15 protein-coding genes are annotated in these 17,398 nt (G+C 46.7%); 10 read left to right on the top strand and 5 right to left on the bottom strand.

The genetic code is table 11. The features are described from left to right. Positions 1 to 126 precede the first annotated feature (126 nt). Together LL912_RS07560 and LL912_RS07555 are read right to left on the bottom strand one after the other, a co-directional pair. On the bottom strand, positions 127 to 885 hold the full coding sequence (locus LL912_RS07560; protein WP_235552972.1) for a DUF3575 domain-containing protein: 759 nt from the start codon (positions 883 to 885) through the stop codon (positions 127 to 129). Positions 886 to 1,050: 165 nt separating this feature from the next. Next, the gene (locus LL912_RS07555) at positions 1,051 to 3,462 is read right to left on the bottom strand and encodes a hypothetical protein (RefSeq protein WP_235552971.1); all 2,412 of its coding nucleotides are present in this window, start codon (positions 3,460 to 3,462) and stop codon (positions 1,051 to 1,053) included. Positions 3,463 to 3,700: 238 nt separating this feature from the next. On the opposite strand from LL912_RS07555, the gene rpmI reads away from it, so the two are divergent. Further along, positions 3,701 to 3,898: a 50S ribosomal protein L35 gene (gene rpmI / locus LL912_RS07550; RefSeq protein ID WP_026309486.1), complete on the top strand. Its 198-nt coding sequence runs from the start codon at positions 3,701 to 3,703 to the stop codon at positions 3,896 to 3,898. A gap of 49 nt (positions 3,899 to 3,947) precedes the next feature. Continuing rightward, positions 3,948 to 4,292, top strand: a complete 345-nt coding sequence (gene rplT, locus LL912_RS07545; protein WP_018626400.1) for a 50S ribosomal protein L20 — start codon at positions 3,948 to 3,950, stop codon at positions 4,290 to 4,292. A 47-nt stretch (positions 4,293 to 4,339) separates the two neighbouring features. Here the strand turns inward: rplT and LL912_RS07540 are convergent, their stop codons facing one another. Then, a complete protein-coding gene (locus LL912_RS07540) occupies positions 4,340 to 5,188 on the bottom strand; it encodes a hypothetical protein (protein ID WP_235552970.1) in 849 nt (282 codons plus the stop codon). Positions 5,189 to 5,437: 249 nt separating this feature from the next. Here LL912_RS07540 and LL912_RS07535 point away from each other — a divergent pair, with 249 nt between their 5' ends. The 8 genes from LL912_RS07535 to LL912_RS07500 all read left to right on the top strand — a co-directional run bounded on the left by LL912_RS07535 (position 5,438) and on the right by LL912_RS07500 (position 13,970). Beyond that, complete coding sequence (locus LL912_RS07535; protein WP_235552969.1) at positions 5,438 to 6,910, top strand: type III PLP-dependent enzyme domain-containing protein; 1,473 nt, start codon at positions 5,438 to 5,440, stop codon at positions 6,908 to 6,910. Between the two features lie 17 nt (positions 6,911 to 6,927). Beyond that, positions 6,928 to 8,703, top strand: coding sequence for a hypothetical protein (locus LL912_RS07530; RefSeq protein ID WP_235552968.1), 1,776 nt, complete (start codon positions 6,928 to 6,930; stop codon positions 8,701 to 8,703). Positions 8,704 to 8,970: 267 nt separating this feature from the next. Then, positions 8,971 to 10,122 (top strand): META domain-containing protein, encoded by a 1,152-nt coding sequence (locus LL912_RS07525; RefSeq protein WP_235552967.1) that lies wholly within the window; start codon positions 8,971 to 8,973, stop codon positions 10,120 to 10,122. Between the two features lie 220 nt (positions 10,123 to 10,342). Continuing rightward, positions 10,343 to 12,490, top strand: coding sequence for an elongation factor G (gene fusA / locus LL912_RS07520; protein WP_235552966.1), 2,148 nt, complete (start codon positions 10,343 to 10,345; stop codon positions 12,488 to 12,490). Positions 12,491 to 12,595: 105 nt separating this feature from the next. Continuing rightward, on the top strand, positions 12,596 to 12,811 hold the full coding sequence (locus LL912_RS07515) for a (4Fe-4S)-binding protein (protein ID WP_235552965.1): 216 nt from the start codon (positions 12,596 to 12,598) through the stop codon (positions 12,809 to 12,811). 28 nt (positions 12,812 to 12,839) lie between these two features. Beyond that, the gene (locus LL912_RS07510) at positions 12,840 to 13,121 is read left to right on the top strand and encodes a GNAT family N-acetyltransferase (protein ID WP_235552964.1); all 282 of its coding nucleotides are present in this window, start codon (positions 12,840 to 12,842) and stop codon (positions 13,119 to 13,121) included. A gap of 100 nt (positions 13,122 to 13,221) precedes the next feature. After that, positions 13,222 to 13,509 carry a lysophospholipid acyltransferase family protein gene (locus LL912_RS07505; RefSeq protein WP_235552963.1) on the top strand — a complete coding sequence of 96 codons (288 nt, stop codon included), beginning with the start codon at positions 13,222 to 13,224 and terminating at the stop codon, positions 13,507 to 13,509. Positions 13,510 to 13,532: 23 nt separating this feature from the next. Next, positions 13,533 to 13,970, top strand: coding sequence for a lysophospholipid acyltransferase family protein (locus LL912_RS07500; RefSeq protein ID WP_235552962.1), 438 nt, complete (start codon positions 13,533 to 13,535; stop codon positions 13,968 to 13,970). Positions 13,971 to 14,310: 340 nt separating this feature from the next. Here the strand turns inward: LL912_RS07500 and ccsA are convergent, their stop codons facing one another. Together ccsA and LL912_RS07490 are read right to left on the bottom strand one after the other, a co-directional pair. Beyond that, positions 14,311 to 16,896, bottom strand: a complete 2,586-nt coding sequence (gene ccsA, locus LL912_RS07495) for a cytochrome c biogenesis protein CcsA (RefSeq protein ID WP_235552961.1) — start codon at positions 16,894 to 16,896, stop codon at positions 14,311 to 14,313. Positions 16,897 to 16,901: 5 nt separating this feature from the next. Continuing rightward, positions 16,902 to 17,354, bottom strand: a complete 453-nt coding sequence (locus LL912_RS07490; RefSeq protein WP_235552960.1) for a cytochrome c maturation protein CcmE domain-containing protein — start codon at positions 17,352 to 17,354, stop codon at positions 16,902 to 16,904. Positions 17,355 to 17,398 lie beyond the last annotated feature (44 nt).

Raw genomic sequence — 17,398 nt, 5'->3', positions numbered from 1 at the left:
GGGTAAGGTTTAGTTTTTCATAATTTAAAGTGTATGAAATCGGCTCCGTTTCCGGGGCCGATTTTTTGTTTTTATAAAGGAGAATATCCGGACGTTGCTGCAAACCCTTGCTTCCTGTTTCTTGTGTTAGAACCGAACCCCGAGGGATACTCCGGCACGAACGCCTCCCCAAAGCCCATTTAATTTCAGGCTGGCAAAATGGCTATCCACAGTTGCTGATGAGCGAACATGAGATATCTGGATGTCTTCCAATGCCTCGCGGAGTTCTTCTTGTTCATCTGCCGTCAATGGCCGGTCGGGTATACCAGTGAAATCGCCCCGGCCTCCTCCTATATGCGGACCCAGTAACCAAAGATCGAGGGAAAGGCTTTTCCCAAGCATTTTTTGTAAACCCAGCAGCAGTCCGCCGGTATTGCTTACCAGTTTTCCTGATAGCAGCACAGTGCCATCCGTACCTCCGTAATCAGCATAGCGGACGATAAAATCATTAGACGTGTATTGCGCATGCCGGTAAAACAGCGCAATATACCATCCTTGTCCATATCCCTTTTTCCCGGGGTAAAATCGGAGCTCCGGGGTGATAGCCCAGTTGCTTACATGCATTTTTCCGATAAGATCCTTTGTAACCTGGTTTTCATCAATAGCGGACAGTATAAGCCGTTTTAACGGCAAGGAGCTTTCCGGCATCAGTCTGCCGGAGATAGCTGCAGAAAAACGCTTCCCCAGGACGCGTTCATATTGTAATGAAAAGTTCTTAAGCGGAATGGAAGTAAGGTTTGTTCGGATACGGTTTAATCGGATCCAGATTGCTGTATCCTGTTGTGCCGCGGTAGGCGATGAAAATGCAGCAAAAAACATAAAAAACAGCAGTAGTCTGGGATTCATGGTGGCTATTGATTTTCCAGGCTGCTTCCGGCCGGCACGCATCTGTTGTATAAAAAATAATGCTTCATTTGTTAAATAGGAATGAGCCATTACAAATATACCCTTTCTTTTCAGAAAGGGTATATGCCCGGATTGGAGGATTTTTAAATCCTGTAAAAAGATATATTATTCCATGTTTTCTTCATGATGGATGAGCTTCCCATCCAGCGTCATACCCTGAATCACTACCCGGAATGCATCACTGACATCGTTATTGTAAAATGAAATCAGCACCTGGTTCTTTTTGGGATCTATCACCACGTTGGGGTTCCAGTATATGGTGGTACGTACATCCTTGTCGGCTTCCGGCGAAACAAACTGGCTGTAGTACTTGGGGGTATAAAATTCCTTAATAGCGGTGTATCCTTCAATACGGCTTGCCGACAATCCTTTTCCGGGCTCAGATTTTACATCGCCACCTCTTCTTGTATAAATGGCAATGGCTCCATTGGCGCCGTTGGTGCCGCCCATAAATGGCGGGCGGAACGCCTTGATATAGGCGATATCGTTCACATTGATCGAGGAGGCAAAACTTACATCCGCCGGCATTTCGTCAATATAGATCTGGGGAGCGCCGCCTCTCCAGTTTAAAGAAGCGTTGGAGCCGCTTCCGGAGATCTGCAGTCCGGCCACCTTTCCCTGAAGATAGGTGAACACATCCATGGCGCTTTTGGCAAAAGGATCATTCAATACATCCATCTGGATGGAGTTCATATCGCCCTTAAACAATCCGGAAGCGTATTTTTCGTCCAGGACCTGCACCGGCGACTTGGTTTTGGCAGCAACCGTAACGGCTTCCAGTTCCTTGTATTTATTTTTTTCAGCAATGGCGTTGGCCGCAGCCGCCAGTTTGAGGTGGTAGGCACTGCCGGCAGTATCGGCTTTGAACGGAGTCATCCAGGCATTCCCCGGTTCCGGTACACGCAGTTTGTCGGGCATGAACTGTACCATGGATCCGTCGAGCGTTTTGTCCTGTATTTTATACGCAACCTGCGCGGTGTCGAAAAAGACTGCAGCAGGGTCATTAAACCGTCCGTCCTTTGTAATGGGCATCATCAGCATCTTGCCTTCCGTATCTTTTTGCTTCATCATCACAAAAATCGAAGAGGCGGAGGAAATGGAAGACGGCATAATGCCGGCCAGCTTTCCGGAAACTGTAATATAAGCGGAGTCTCTCGGATACCGGATAGCCGGCAGCTCACCAGATAGTAGTTTGCTCCAGTTAAAACGGCGCCATCCGTTGGTAAGCATTACCAGGTCCAGCTTCTGCTGGGTTAGCAGTGAGCTGTCTTTAAAATAATAGGCTGGATTATTAACCTTTCCTTTGAGTTCCCCGGTGAGCATCAGCCCCGAAAGGATGTTTTCACTGCTGTCTACACCAATGGCCAGATCGGTAACGGCAACCGAAAGGGAGGCCGGAGCGGCTTCGGGCAGCGAAATGATCAGTTCATTCCGGCCGCGATGACTCAGCCCCCAGTGCTCTACTTCCATGGTTGCCGGCCAGGAATAGGCACGGTTATTATCTATATAGGTGATCCGTTCGGCCAGGGGTTTCCAGCTTTTGTCAAAAACCGTGATCGTTAGAATACCATACGGAAGATTTTCCAGCGGAATGCTGCCGCTTACAGGGGCGCCTTTAAGTGCCCTGCTGATGCTGAACACCGCATGCTGGTACATGGTGCCAATAATATGTACACTGTCTGTTCCGGATGCGGCACCGGGTGAGGCCTGTACTTCAAAATTCCGTTTTCCGGGCGCCAGGGCTACTTTTATAATAACACCTTCTGGTCGGATGGCGGGGAGGGAGGTGGTATATTCTGTTTTTTTATCGTCTTTCCATTTGGCGGTATAGGTGGTATTGGCTTTGGGAGTAAGCAGGAGGTAGCCCATACCGTCATGAATGTTCCGGAGGCTGTCTACAAATTTCCCGGACTCATCTACAACCACACCGGAAAGCTTTACCGGGTCTCCAAAGGCATTTATCGCTTTAAATGCGATTTTGTTGGGAAGCCCCGCCACGGCATCCCCGCCTTCAGGGAAAAACGTAAGAGTCGGTTTCAGGTCGGCGCCTGCCTTGCCTGCAGGTGGAGCATCTGTTACTACAGGGATCTTTTTTGTATAAAGGAAGGCGGAGTCGAAATTGAGCATCCAGCTGGTATAGGCTTTTACGGTAAGGGATTTACCCGTATAACCGGCCGGAAGCTCAAACTGGCCGTTGGTCATGCCGTTTACCAGTGGACCGGTGGTATGCTGCAGAATCTTGCCTTTATCATCGATCCAGTCAATATAAAAGGTTTTGCTGGCTTCCGCCGGTACCACTTCCGTCATCAGGTACGCTTTAAACCAGATCGTTTCCCCGGGTGAATAACTGCTTTTGTCGTAATGGATATAGGCCCGCTCAGGGGGGAATGCACTGGCAAAACGTTCAATATGTCCCATTATGTCCTGTGCTTTCAGGGACTGGAATACACCGGAAACCGCCAGTGCAAGCAGCAAATATTTTGTATAAAAGGCTGAATGCTTTAATCTTATCATCATAGTAAAAGCGAAAATTAACATTTGTGCGGTAATTGCCGGCACATCGGAACCCCAATTTTATGATAATTTTAATGAAGATCCGGCCGCCGCCTCTATTTTTACATGGAAATAAGCGGTTTTTCAATTATTTACTTACCTTTGCATCCCGTTTTAAAACGGAAGCATTACTGAAGAGGTCCAAAAAGGATGGCGCCCGGGCGTCAACACCTCAAAGGTGTCACAAAAAAACAAAGGTATCATGCCTAAAGTAAAAACGAATTCCAGTGCAAAAAAGCGTTTTAAAGTAACCGCTACTGGTAAGATCACACACCAAAAAAGTTTCAAACGTCACATTCTGACCAAAAAATCAACCAAGCGTAAACGCGGTATGCGTATTGATGGTGTTGTTGCAAAATCCAATATGAATTTTGTACAGCGCTTATTACGTTTAAAGTAAGCGATTGCTTGATTTTTATTTTATTATTTACAATTAAAATTATTCAGATATGCCACGTTCAGTAAACTCTGCAGCTTCTAAAGCCCGCCGGAAAAAAATATTAAAGCAAGCCAAGGGCTTCTATGGCAAACGTAAAAATGTATTTACCGTTGCCAAAAACGTTGTTGAAAAAGGGATGACCTACATGTATGTGGGTCGTAAATTAAAGAAAAGAGATTACCGTGCTTTGTGGATTGCGCGTATCAACGCAGCGGTTCGTGAAGAAGGATTGACTTATTCTGTTTTTATCAACAAACTGAAAGAAAAGCAAATTGATCTGGACCGGAAAGTACTGGCGGATCTTGCAATGAACAACCCCGAGTCGTTCAAAGCGCTGGTTGCTTCAGTTAAATAAAAAAAGCTTTTTATATAGGGAAAGCCCGTCGGAAACGACGGGCTTTTTTAATGAAAATAGTAGCTCAGCCCCAGCGCAGCATATTGCATCCGGGGTTTTCTGCCCGGTATGTCGTTAGGGCGCCCCTTATAGATCTTTGAAAAGTGGTGCGTAAAGGAAGCCTGTATAGCAAGCCGGGTGCTAACTGTTTGCTCTATTGCTGCACGTCCGGCCAAACCGGTCGGGTGATAGTTGTCTTTAGAACTGCTTTTGGTTTCTTTAAATAAAGGAGGGTTAAGCGGTGGTTGTGCGGATTTCGTATACATGTGTGTGGTACTTTTTACCAACAGGTAGGGCGCTGCGCTCAACCCGATTGCTGTATGTTTTAGCAGTTGGTAGTTTGCACCTAGGTTGAGTTGGGCATAAAGATGGTGAACCTGTCCTAGTTTGAAATTTTTTTCGGTGGTTTCGGGGGAAACGGTATACGAGAAGTTTCCATTAACCGGGTCTCCGGTAAAACCCCCGGCATAGCCGTCGAATATTAACAGGATGGTTCTGGAACCGGGCGCATTCAGACGGTAAATATCACCGGTTGAAATGAATTTAAGGATTGTATGGGCCCGGTAGCTGGTCATTACAAGACCTGCGGACGTTTCCAGTGAAAGGCGCTTAACAATTGTTGGAATCCGCATGCCCCCCGAAAGTCCCGCGCTCAACTGGCGGTTAAAATCGGACTGCGCGCTAACGTTAGCCCGTACTGTTACATTGTCTATAGTTGTAGGGTAGGACGTTGTATTATCGGTTTTCCTGATGATTGAAAGATTTCCTTCGGGCCGGATGAACCAGTGTACCTGGCTATGGGCAGTAGGGATCATAAAAAAAAGCAAGAGAGAAAGCAGTAGTTTTAACAGGCTCATAAGGTTTGAATTTGCTGCAAAACTAAAGGAATTATATTTCGTTGGGAAGACGGACTTTACCGGCCGGCTGCGTATCGTTCATCAACAGCAATGAAAAATAATCAGTACCCAATCAGGCCCCCGATTCCGGTTGGAAGGCGCTTCAACTTAAATCCGAATTTTATCAGAGTTTTTTGAGGAAATGCCTAATTTAGCGGGCAATTTAAAAAAAACTTAAAAGCTGCCGGCATTCACCGGATTTGTTGGGTAATGAATAATTCATACTTAGGCTTAGTAGACCAGACCTTTAACTTTCCGCAGGAAGGAATTGAAGTAGAAGATGGCTATTTGAAATTTAATGGTATCGATCTGAAGGCCCTGATCAAAAAGCACGGCACCCCCCTCAAGGTTAGTTACCTGCCCAAAATAGGGATCAACATCAATAAGGCAAAGCAATACTTTGCCACCGCCATGAAACGGCATAAGTATGAAGGACAATATTTTTATTGTTACTGTACCAAGAGCTCGCATTTTTCATTTGTTGTGGAAGAAGCGCTAAAGCACAACATCCACCTGGAAACTTCCTTTGCCTACGATATCGATATCATTAATCAATTGTACAAGAGAAGAAAGATCACCAAAGACATCAACATCGTTTGCAATGGCTTTAAGCAAAAAGCCTATACTTCGCGCATTGCAAAGCTGATCAACAGTGGGTTTAAAAATGTGATCCCGGTGCTGGACAATAAGGAGGAATTGCAGATGTACAAGCGGAGTGTAAAGAGCAAGGAACCGTTTAAGCTGGGCATCCGCATTGCTGCAGAAGAAGAACCTACGTTTCCGTTCTATACCTCTCGTTTGGGAATCAGGGCCAAAGATGTGCTTGAGTTTTATGTGGATGAAATTGAGGGGAACGAGGATAAGTTCCAGCTGAAAATGCTGCATATCTTCCTGAACAAGGGAATCAAGGACGATATCTATTACTGGAGTGAGCTGCGTAAAAGCATCAACCTGTATTGCCAGCTCAAAAAGATCTGTCCCGAGCTGGATTCGATCAATATAGGCGGTGGGTTCCCCATCAAGCACAGCCTGGCATTTGAATACGATTACCAGTTTATGATCAATGAGATCATCGCTAATATCAAATCGGCCTGCAAGAAGGCCAAAGTGCCGGTGCCTAATATTTACACTGAATTTGGAAGCTTTACAGTGGGAGAGAGCATGGCGCATATTTATAGTGTGATCGGCGAAAAAGTACAGAATGACCGCGAAACCTGGTATATGATCGATTCTTCCTTCATTACCACCCTGCCGGATACCTGGGGTATTGGTGAAAAATTCCTGATGTTGCCGATCAATAAATGGAACAACGAATACCAGCGGGTGGTATTGGGCGGCATCACCTGCGACGGGCATGATTATTATGACTCGGAAGAGCATATCAACGAAGTGTTCCTGCCTAAAATCAATAACGATAACCGCGTTGGCGGACTGGGGGTTCCAGCCATTGAAGCCACTCCAAAGAATGCAGAGAGCGATGCGGAACCGCTGTATGTAGGTTTTTTTCATACCGGCGCCTACCAGGATCAGATCAGCGGATACGGCGGAATCAAGCATTGCCTCATTCCTTCACCCAAGCACATCATTCTCGAATATGATAAGAACGGCAAGCTGATTGAGTGGGTATATGCCAAAGAGCAAACCTCGCAGAGTATGCTGAAAATCCTTGGGTACCTCCGGTAGTTGGAAATAAAAGGCGCATGAAATACGGGCTAACAATTTTTTTAAAGAGCAACTTCTTAGGGATGCTCTTTTTTATTACCGGGCAAACCGGGGCACAACGTTTTGCAGAGGAAGAATACCAGGTGCGTAATGGCGCGCGTAAATTGGAGATCCGGCAGCAACTAACAGGCAGCAATACAAAAAAGCAAACGCTTGTTTATTTCGACAGGGCAGGCCGGGTGGCATTTTACGGGGAACGCTACTGGTCGGCCTACGATAGCGGGCGCTGGTATTACCAGGAATTTCATTATGATAAAAAGGAAACGGAACCTTATATTATTGTCCGGTATCATAAAGGGGATAGCGTTATGGCGGCAACCGTAAAACAGCGCGGGGCAGCCGGGCTGGAGACCATTGATGCGGAAATCAGTGCTTCCGGAAGCAGTTCCCTGGTATTAAGAACAAAAACGGGTGATGTGTTGGTAGAGCGATGCTTTTCGGGACGGAACACAAACCTCGAACCCTATTCCTCCAAATACCGGCGACCGCTGAAGCCCGAAACAATTCCGCAGGTCTTCGTTCCTGCAGACTGGCAGGGAACTGTTATTAGCGGGTACGATGTGCAGGATACATCATACGAGGTCCAAAACAAGCTTGCTCACCGGGTGGAATATACGCTCACCCGCGGTGCTGAAAAAATAGAACTGGGATATAACGCCAGCGACGCATATGATGCCGGCAAAGGTGTATGGACGCGCTACAATGGCAAACAGGAAGTGCAGGAGCTGTTCATCTATGGAGGCAACGAAATTTCTCCGTTTGGTACGCAATGGTTCTATGATGCAGGCGGGCGGCCCGTTAAAAAGGTATATGGATATTTTGATAAGATACCGCAGGATAATTACCTGAATAAGCAATTGTTCTTTTATAATAAACAGGGCGACCGGGTACGCGAAGAACGCTATTCGGAGTCCAAAAAAAAGTCAACGATCAAATACCTGTACCGGTATGATCAAAAGGATAACTGGACGGAGCTCCGGTCCGTATATGATGATTTTTCAGGAAGTACCATTACACGGAGGATCTGGTATGGAACCGAGCCGGATTATAAAGATCCCGTGTTCAGGGGCACGGAGGGCGTTATTCAGCAATTTCAGCAGCAGGCCGCTGCCAGCGTAATAAAAGCAGAAGAAGCCTACAGGAGCTTTCAGGACCGTGCCCGCAAGCAACCGGCTGTGGCATATTTTTCAAAACAGGGTGCATCCGAAAACTGGAAGGATTTTTTACCGGCGCATATGGTGTTGGACACGGTAACGAGGGGCGATTTGAATAAAGACGGACTGGACGACCTGGTAATCGTGTACCAGCCGGAGAAGTTGCTGGAACGGTTCCGGAACACAGAGCGCATCGCCCGTATTTTATTTAAACAAGCGGATGGCAGCTTCAGACTGGCGGCAGAAAGTAAAAAAGCCATTGCACCCGAAGCCGCCCATAACGTTTACTTCTCCGGTATCGAAATAAAGAAAGGTATCCTTGTGCTGCAAATGGATTTTTTAAGAGGCGGTTGTACATATAAATACCGCTACCAGGATGGTGGGTTTTACCTGATCGGCTGTTCATACACTTCCAGTGAAGCATCGTATACTGCCAGTATTGATTACAATTTAAGCACCGGTGATTATATAAAGGAAACCAGCCAGTATGAACCAGCGGAAACCACAACCTCAAAAAAGGGCAGGCATAAATTAAGAACATTACCCAACTTTGAAACCCATGAACTCGGGAGCCTGGAGGTGGACGATATGGTATTTTGATCCCGTTTTATACAAGCAGAAGCATTTGATGGAGTTCCTGTTTTTTGCAAAAGCTGCAGGGTTATATCACACAGGGCGAAGTAGGGAGCGCTGGCGGAGTTGAGACGCATGATTTTTTATCCTTCTCCTGGACGCCGGTTCTCAAAAAGAAATGTGTTTCTCAAGGCATAATAATTCAAGCTGATTTTCATTAGTTTTAGTGTTGAATTATATAATCTTCGGAGAACAGCACACTGGTTGTGATATTCTCACGGTCTTATAAAAAATATGAAAATATACTTAATCTACCCGGTTCTTTTGTGTGCAGCGATCCTTACTGCCTGTAACCGGAAAACGCCCCCTCTGGTTAGCACCCTGAAAACAGAGGAACTCCATCATAAATGGAGGATCACAGAATTGGATGGTTATGCACAGCCACTTCCGCAAACGGGGCTTGACCTGCGGAATGTATACCGCTCGTTTGCAGTGGCAGGTTGCGACACCTTAGCCTTTACACCGCGTTTTGGTCATCATAACCGCATTGCACTGGATGAATTGATGGTTTATAGCGGCAGCCGGAACTGCAGAAACGATGCCCTGAGCAAAGTGCTGAAAGAAAATCTGGCTGCAGCCTATCGCTTTAACCTTAACGGTGGACAACTGGAACTGATCAGCCGGCAGGGACGCAGTCTTTTAAAGGCCGTCATTGGTCCGGAAGATGAAAAGGGAAGTATCCGGCGCTGGTGGAGCATCGTAAAAATGATCAATGTGAGTTCCGACAGCTTTGCCCTCCGGCATCCGTTTATCGATTTTACCGATCTTTCGGCATCTGCCGCTTTTGTAGGCTGTAACCAACTCCGGTTTACAACAACTATTGCAGCGCCGTTTTCCATTTCGATATCCCGTGTTTCAGGCACCTATAAATATTGCAGGGATGCAGCCGGTTTTGAGTCGGTCCTCATCAAAGCGCTGCCGTTGGTAGCAAAATACCAGGTGATTGGTCACCGGATGAAATTATTCGATAAGGAAAACGCATTATTACTGGAGGCGGTGGCGGCGGACGACCCTGGAGCCGACCTGCAGGGAAGCACCTGGGATCCGCTGCGCCGGGAATGGATGCTGAAAAAACTGGATGGCGTTGACGGGGCGCTGGTGATTCGATCCGGGGCTTCCATCAACCTGACCAATCCTGGCCAAACGGGCGGTATGGCCGGATGCAACCGGGCCCTGTTTACGGTGAAAACCGGAGCGGGTGCATCCATTCGTTTTTCAGCCATCGCTACCACCAAAAAGTTTTGTACGAAGTTTATGAAAGTGGAGGAGCGGTACCAGGCCTTGTTACCTCAGATCCGCTCCTACGAACTAAACGGTCATTTTATAAGGTTTAAAGACGCGGCAGGGAAGATTCTTGCCGAAGCTGTGGCGGCAGACTGGGACTGAATACCCGGCGGACGGCGTTTGGGTTTACAAAACTATAACACCTGCCGGAAGCGGTTGTGGAAAATATACCAAATGGAAGCCCTTGGTATTTCTCATTTTTTCCTACCTTTGCAGCCTTAAATTCCATTCATTTTGTTCCGATATGACTTTAGTTTTTTTAAGTCATTGAAAATGAATAGAGTGGGGTTCGAAATCAAATAATTTCAACTTTAGAAAAATCATGGCAGATTTAAAATTTCAAAGAAACTTTGGTATTGCCGCTCACATCGATGCGGGTAAAACCACTACAACTGAACGTATTTTACGTTACACCGGTATGATTCACAGGATTGGTGAAGTGCATGAAGGTGCTGCTACAACCGACTGGATGGAACAGGAAAAAGAACGTGGTATTACCATTACTTCTGCTGCGGTTAGCTGCCAGTGGAATTTTCCTACGGATAAAGGAAAAGCTACAGCAGATACAAAAAAATACTCATTCAACATTATTGATACGCCCGGTCACGTGGATTTCACTGTAGAAGTGGAGCGCTCCATGCGTGTGCTGGATGGTTTGATCGCGTTATTTTCTGCGGTAGACGGAGTAGAACCTCAGTCTGAAACCGTATGGCGCCAGGCCAACCGTTACCGCGTACCCCGCATCGGCTTTGTAAATAAAATGGACCGTCAGGGGGCTGATTTTCTGAATGTGGTAAAACAGGTTCGGGATATGCTGGGTGCAAAAGCAGTGCCGCTGCAGCTGCCCATTGGTGCTGAAGATAATTTCAAAGGAGTGGTGGACCTGATCAAAAATACAGGTATTATCTGGGACGATGCTACTGAAGGCATGACCTATACGGAAGTACCGATTCCGGATGATATGAAAGCAGAAGTGGAAGAGTGGAGAGCCCAGTTGATTGAAGCGGTGGCTGAATACGATGATCAGTTAATGGAAAAATTCTTTGAAGATCCCAATTCAATCTCTGAAAAAGAGATCCATGAGGCGATCCGTAAAGCAACCATCGATCTGAGCATTGTACCGATGATGTGCGGTTCTTCTTTCAAAAATAAAGGGGTGCAAACTGCATTAGATGCCGTTTGCCGTTACCTGCCTTCCCCGGTAGATGTTGAAGCAATCGAGGGCCACGATCCGAATGATCCGGAAAAAGTATTGACCCGGAAACCGGATGCAAAAGAACCGTTTGCGGCACTGGCATTTAAGATCATGACCGATCCGTTTGTGGGCCGTCTCGCATTCTTCCGTTGTTACAGCGGTCATTTGGATGCGGGCTCTTATGTACTGAACGTAAGAAGCGGTAAAAAAGAACGTATCAGCCGGATCATGAAAATGTTTGCAAACAAACAAAACCCGATCGACTTTATCGAAGCCGGTGATATTGGGGCTGCGGTTGGTTTTAAAGAAATCAAAACCGGGGATACCCTTTGCGACGAAAACCACCCGATCGTTCTGGAAAACATGTTCATTCCGGAACCGGTGATCTCTGTAGCGGTAGAGCCTAAAACCCAGGCCGACGTTGATAAAATGGGTATGGCCATCGCGAAACTGGTAGAAGAAGATCCTACATTACGCGTAAAGACCGACGAAGATACCGGCCAAACCATCCTCAGTGGAATGGGTGAGCTGCACCTCGAAATCATCGTAGACCGTATGCGTCGCGAATTTAAGGTAGAAGTAAACCAGGGTGCTCCCCAGGTAGCTTATAAAGAAGCGTTCAATGCTACCATTGAGCACAGGGAAACCCTGAAGAAACAAACCGGTGGTCGTGGTAAGTTTGCGGATATCCAGTTCAGCCTGGGCCCGGTAGATGAAGAGTGGAAGAAAGAGAACCCTGATAAGAACTACCAGTTCGTAAACGATATCTTTGGTGGTGCCATCCCGAGAGAGTTTGTACCGGCGATTCAGAAAGGTTTTGAAACCTCAATGACCAGCGGTGTACTGGCAAGCTATCCGGTAGATAATATGAAAATCCGTGTATTTGACGGAAGCTTCCACGCGGTGGATTCGGACTCTATGTCGTTTGAGCTTTGTGCAAAACAAGGTTTCCGCGAAGCAGCCCGTAAAGCAAAACCCGTGTTGCTGGAGCCTATCATGAAGGTAGAAGTAATCACCCCCGAGCAATACATGGGTGATGTTACCGGTGACCTGAACCGTCGTCGGGGTATGATGGAAGGTATGGATACCCGTGCCGGTGCGCAGGTGATTAAAGCACAGGTGCCCCTGAGCGAAATGTTCGGGTATGTAACGCAGCTGCGTTCCTTAACTTCCGGACGTGCATCCAGCACCATGGAATTCTCGCACTATACTCCGGCTCCTACGAATATCGCCGAAGAGGTGATTGCAAAAGCAAAAGGAAAAGTTACTGCATAATACCAGTAACCCGATAGAATACGAAAGCCCCGGCTCTGGCCGGGGTTTTTTTGTGCCTGTTGGAAATCTCCTGTTTTTCAGGTATATTTAATTGTAAAATGCAATATGGTTAAAGAATATTCCAATGGGGAGATCGTGGTCATCTGGAAGCCGGAGTTGTGCATTCATTCGGGCATCTGTGTGAAAATGTTGCCGCAGGTATATAAACCAAAGGAGTCGCCCTGGGTGACGCCGGGGAATGCCAGTACAGAGGCGTTAAAGCTCCAGATTGCGCATTGCCCTTCCGGGGCTTTGTCGTGGAAACCGGCGGCGGAAAAATAATTTTTTGAATCAGATACTAAAAGGCGGTATGAAAATTATACAGCAGGACGATGGGCGAAAGGGTAGTTTTAAGGCAATGAGTGAAGGTGCAGTTGCCGGAGAAATGACGTATGTGTGGGCCGGGGATGCCAAGCTGATCATCGATCATACGGAAGTAGATCCGCATTTTTCAGGTAAAGGGGTGGGAAGACAACTGCTGATGCAGTTGGTTGCTTTCGCAAGAGCCGGTCATATAAAAGTGCTGCCGCTTTGCCCTTTTGCAAAGTCGGTATTTGAAAAAGTAAAAGAGATCAGAGATGTTTTGTCATAACAGACCACGGACGAATACAATGGAATTCCGTTACATTTGTCACCCGATTTATGGGGGCTGAAAACTGTTTTTTTTAATCTGTAGTAATGTAAATCGAAGTATGAGCAAACCGGGTAGTCGCGTAAGGCATTTTAATATTGTAAGAAAGTTTGTTCATTTTACAGTAGGCATTTTTACGTATCCCGGTATCGCAATCGCCAACAAACTGCGGATCCATGGCATTGAACACCTCAAGGGCCTGCCTCCGAATAACGTATTGTTTGTAAGCAATCACCAGACGTATTTTGTGGACGTGATCACGTTTTTTCATATTCTTTCTGCACGCAAATGGGGCAAGAAGGATCGCCTGGGGGTGCCTTATTATTTTTTAAATCCTTATACCGGGTGAATTATGTGGCTGCGGAGCAAACAATGAAAAGCAGCTGGCTGAGCCGCCTGTTCTTGCTGGCCGGGGGACTTACGGTAAAGCGTACCTGGAATGAAAACAGCAATGAAAAGCGTGCCGGGCTGGATCCGTCTGATACCCGGAAGATCCAGCGGGCCCTGGATAAGAACTGGGTGATTACCTTTCCGCAAGGCACCACAACGCCTTATGCGCCGGCAAGAAAGGGTACCGCACTGATCATTAAACATCATAAGCCCATTGTCATTCCGGTGGTCATTAGTGGCTTTTCGCGCGCATTTAACAAAACCGGTATCACCCTAAAAAGAAGAGGTACACTGCTTACCGTAACCTTTAAGCCGCCGATGAATATCGACTACGATGCTTCTGCACAGGAGATCACCAACCAGCTCATGGATGCGATTGAGCAAAGCAAACAATATATGCCAGAGGTGTTGCAGCATTGAAATTTGAAGATTTGAAAATGTGGAAATGTGAGAATGGCTTGTACATTGAGTATGAAACGGTATCTAACTAGAACATGCGCGTTACGTTTAGTTTTCAGCTATCAGTCTTCAGTTTTTAGTTAGAACAGAGAATTGGAAACCGGCATTGAGTCTGAGATGAAAGCGAACCCGGTACGGCGGGCACGCCCGGAACTTTGAACCGACCCGTCCGGTCAGGCGGGCGTTAAACTAGAAATAATTCCATGGTCTCCCAAGTCCGTATGTCCCCCTAAGCAAGGGAGATAGTCAGCGGGCAATAGATCATCGTGTACCAACGGGTCTAACCTTAAACTAAATCGAATTACCGGCCCCGGTTCAGTCGCAGTCTTCGAACCATACTGATCAATGTGCCAATCACCGTTATGATCACGCCGCCCCAGAGCAGGTTGATAAAGGGAAATTTATAGGCCTTCAGCGTAACGTATTCCATCACAGCAGAAGATTCTTTTACGCCAATCTGCGCAACACCGTTTTTCACATCATTAAGCTGTAAAACCAGGCTCTGTGCCATTACCGTATCCTGGGACTGGAACAGGGTTTGTCCCTTGCCTTTAATCATCAGAAGGTCCGACTGATAAGATGGTCCGTTAATCGATTGTACTTTCAGCGATGCCGTATAGCCTGTATCCGAACGGTCAAAATTTTGAAGCGGAAGATTATCTTTCCCAACCAGCTTTTCCAGTATAATGAATCCGCGACTGTAATAGATCGTATCTCCCACTTTTTTTGTACTTACAGCAAACTGCGCGGTGTCTTTATTTTTACTGGGATCGGGCAGGGCCGATACATAAGCAAATACATCATGGTCCCAGTAATGCCGTGCCGAAGGATTGGCCATCAGGCCTTCGTTTCCTTTATAATTGATAAAGGCATTGGGGTAGAGGGTGAAGCTATCTGCGGGTGACCTGAAATGGATCTTAAAGTAGGTAAGCGCCTTCTTGGGATGCGCAGAATCGCCTTCATAAGTTACCTTGTATTTTCCCATCGTCATGGGAACGCCTTTTATGAGCGTGAGGTTCTCCCCCGATATCTCCTTACTTCCTTTGCCGAAATCGATGGCGATGCCGCTGGTGTTATGCGACAGTACTTCTTTCTTTCCTGAAGAGAGCAAAATGCCTACCAGCACAAGTCCGAAGCCAAAGTGAGCAATAGAACCTCCGCTGTTTTTAATATTGCCTTTCAGGCTGGTAAATATGTAAAGCAGGTTGGCTACAACGGCGTACACCCCGGCCACCAGCGCGATCCAGATATTGATCAGAAATCCCAGTCCTTCTTTATCATAATTGATCTTTATTACCACAAGGATAAAGGTGGCAATCACGGCGCTGATAAAAGTGGGCAGTGCAATCTTCTTCAAGAAGATATTCCCGGGAGTGTTTTTGTACCGGAAGTATTGTACAATGGCGGTGAGTACGCCGATAATGATAGCCACCAGCACCTGGATCTGGTTATAGGCAAATTCATTGTTTTCGCCCGGAGCAGTATTGAGTTTGAAAAGTTTATTGAATACAGGAAGGGAGGTCTGGAATATAATAATAAGCGAAGAAAGGAACAGTACCAGGGCCCCGATAAACATCCAGAACTCTCTTGAGCTGGCGCTTTCTTCTTTTTTTACTGCCGGCACTTGTTTATTCATCAATACAATGAATGTAATGATCCCGGCCAGGATCACATAGAGCGGAAAACCGGGAATTACTTCGGCCAGGAAATAGGTTCCTATGGAAAGCGCCGCTGCCACAGTGCCGATCGTAATACGCTGGCGTTTGGTGGTGGCTGCTACAAACGGCATGACCCATACAAATATCAACAGAAACAAAAAGAGCTGACCGTTCATGCCGATATCAGCGAATGCATGCACGGACGATTCTCCCAAAATACCACTTTTGGTAAGAAAGGTGGCATAGAGTACAAAAAGGAACTCTAAACCAAAAAACAGAAAGGTAGCTCTTAATGAGAAACCGGTATGTTTAAAAACGAGCAATGTATGTACACCTGCTACCAGCATCAGCCAGGGCACCAGCGATGCATTTTCTACAGGGTCCCAGGACCAGTATCCCGCAAAGTTCAGCGATTCATACGCCCATTTGGCGCCCATCATAATCCCCAGTCCAAAAATGGCTACGGAAAACAGCGCCCAGGGCAGGGCTTTGTGAACCCATTCCTTTGTTTTGCCGGTCCATAACCCCGCCATCGCATAAGCAAAGGGGAAAAGGGTGGAGGCATACCCAAGGAACAGTACCGGGGGGTGAATGGTCATCCAGTAATTCTGAAGCAGTGGGTTCAGATCGTTGCCATCCTTGATCAATGTCATATAATCCGGCCGTATCGGATTAGCCATATCAAAGCCCACATGCATCACCGGGGCATTGTCCAGCACGCCGGAGTTCCTTAAAAGGATAAAAGGGTTCGACCCGATCTTTACATCAAAAATGTAAACCCCGAGAATCATGGTGGCAAGGAAAAATTGGGCAAAGCTCACGATCATCATTACCGGTGCTTCCCATTCCTTGTCTTTCCGGATCACGATCAGCCCCAGTATACAGTGCCAGATGGTCCAAAGCAGGGTACTGCCTTCCTGGCCTTCCCAGAAAGCGCTCAGTATATATTTTAATTCCAGAGACCGGCTGCTGTGCTGCCAGGCGTATTTATACTCAAAGAGGTGGTGATAGAGGATATGGAGCAGCGCCGCAAAAATGATGAAGACGGCGGCTACTTCAACGATGAACGCACTACGCGCCAGTTTTAACCAGGATTTCCGGTCTTCAGGAATAGCCACCTTTGTGGCTTTAAAATACGCGAAACTGGCTGCCAGCGACGCAACAAGGGATACGATTACAAAGAAATGTCCTATTTGTCCGGGCAGTAAATCCTCTCCGATATAATTCATTCGTTCTATTGTTTGTCCGCTATAGCGGAAGACGGGGCATTATTATATGTAGTTTTAGTATCTCCCTGGGGAACATGCTTGGAAGGGTCCTGGTCCTTATACTTGCTGGGGCACTTGGTTTGGATGCTCTGGCATTCAAATACATTGCCCACATATTTGCCTTTCATTACCAGGCGTTCGCTCAACTCAAAATTCTCAGGTTTGGGATTATGGTATACTACATTCACTTTTTGTCCCAGGCTGTCGACAGCTGTAAATGCAAGGTAATTCGGGTTTTTAATGGCATCATATTCCAGCGGTTCGCTTTTATCCCATTTGGCCATCAAATGAACGAATTTACCCGGTTTAGCCTTGGCAGTGGCTACCGTATCGTAAGTAGTGGTAGTCTTTAAAAAGCTTACCAGGACTGCAATGGCGGCAGCCACAAGTATCAGCAGGATGATATGAATCTTTTTCATTACCGGGATTTAAAATTTTGGCAAAGGTACATCAAATGACCCTC

Origin of the sequence: Niabella agricola (genome assembly GCF_021538615.1) — a bacterium.
GTDB classification, from domain to species: Bacteria; Bacteroidota; Bacteroidia; order Chitinophagales; family Chitinophagaceae; genus Niabella; species Niabella agricola.
Note: the sequence above shows the minus strand (reverse complement) of the source record. Positions and strands in the feature narration are given on the sequence as shown.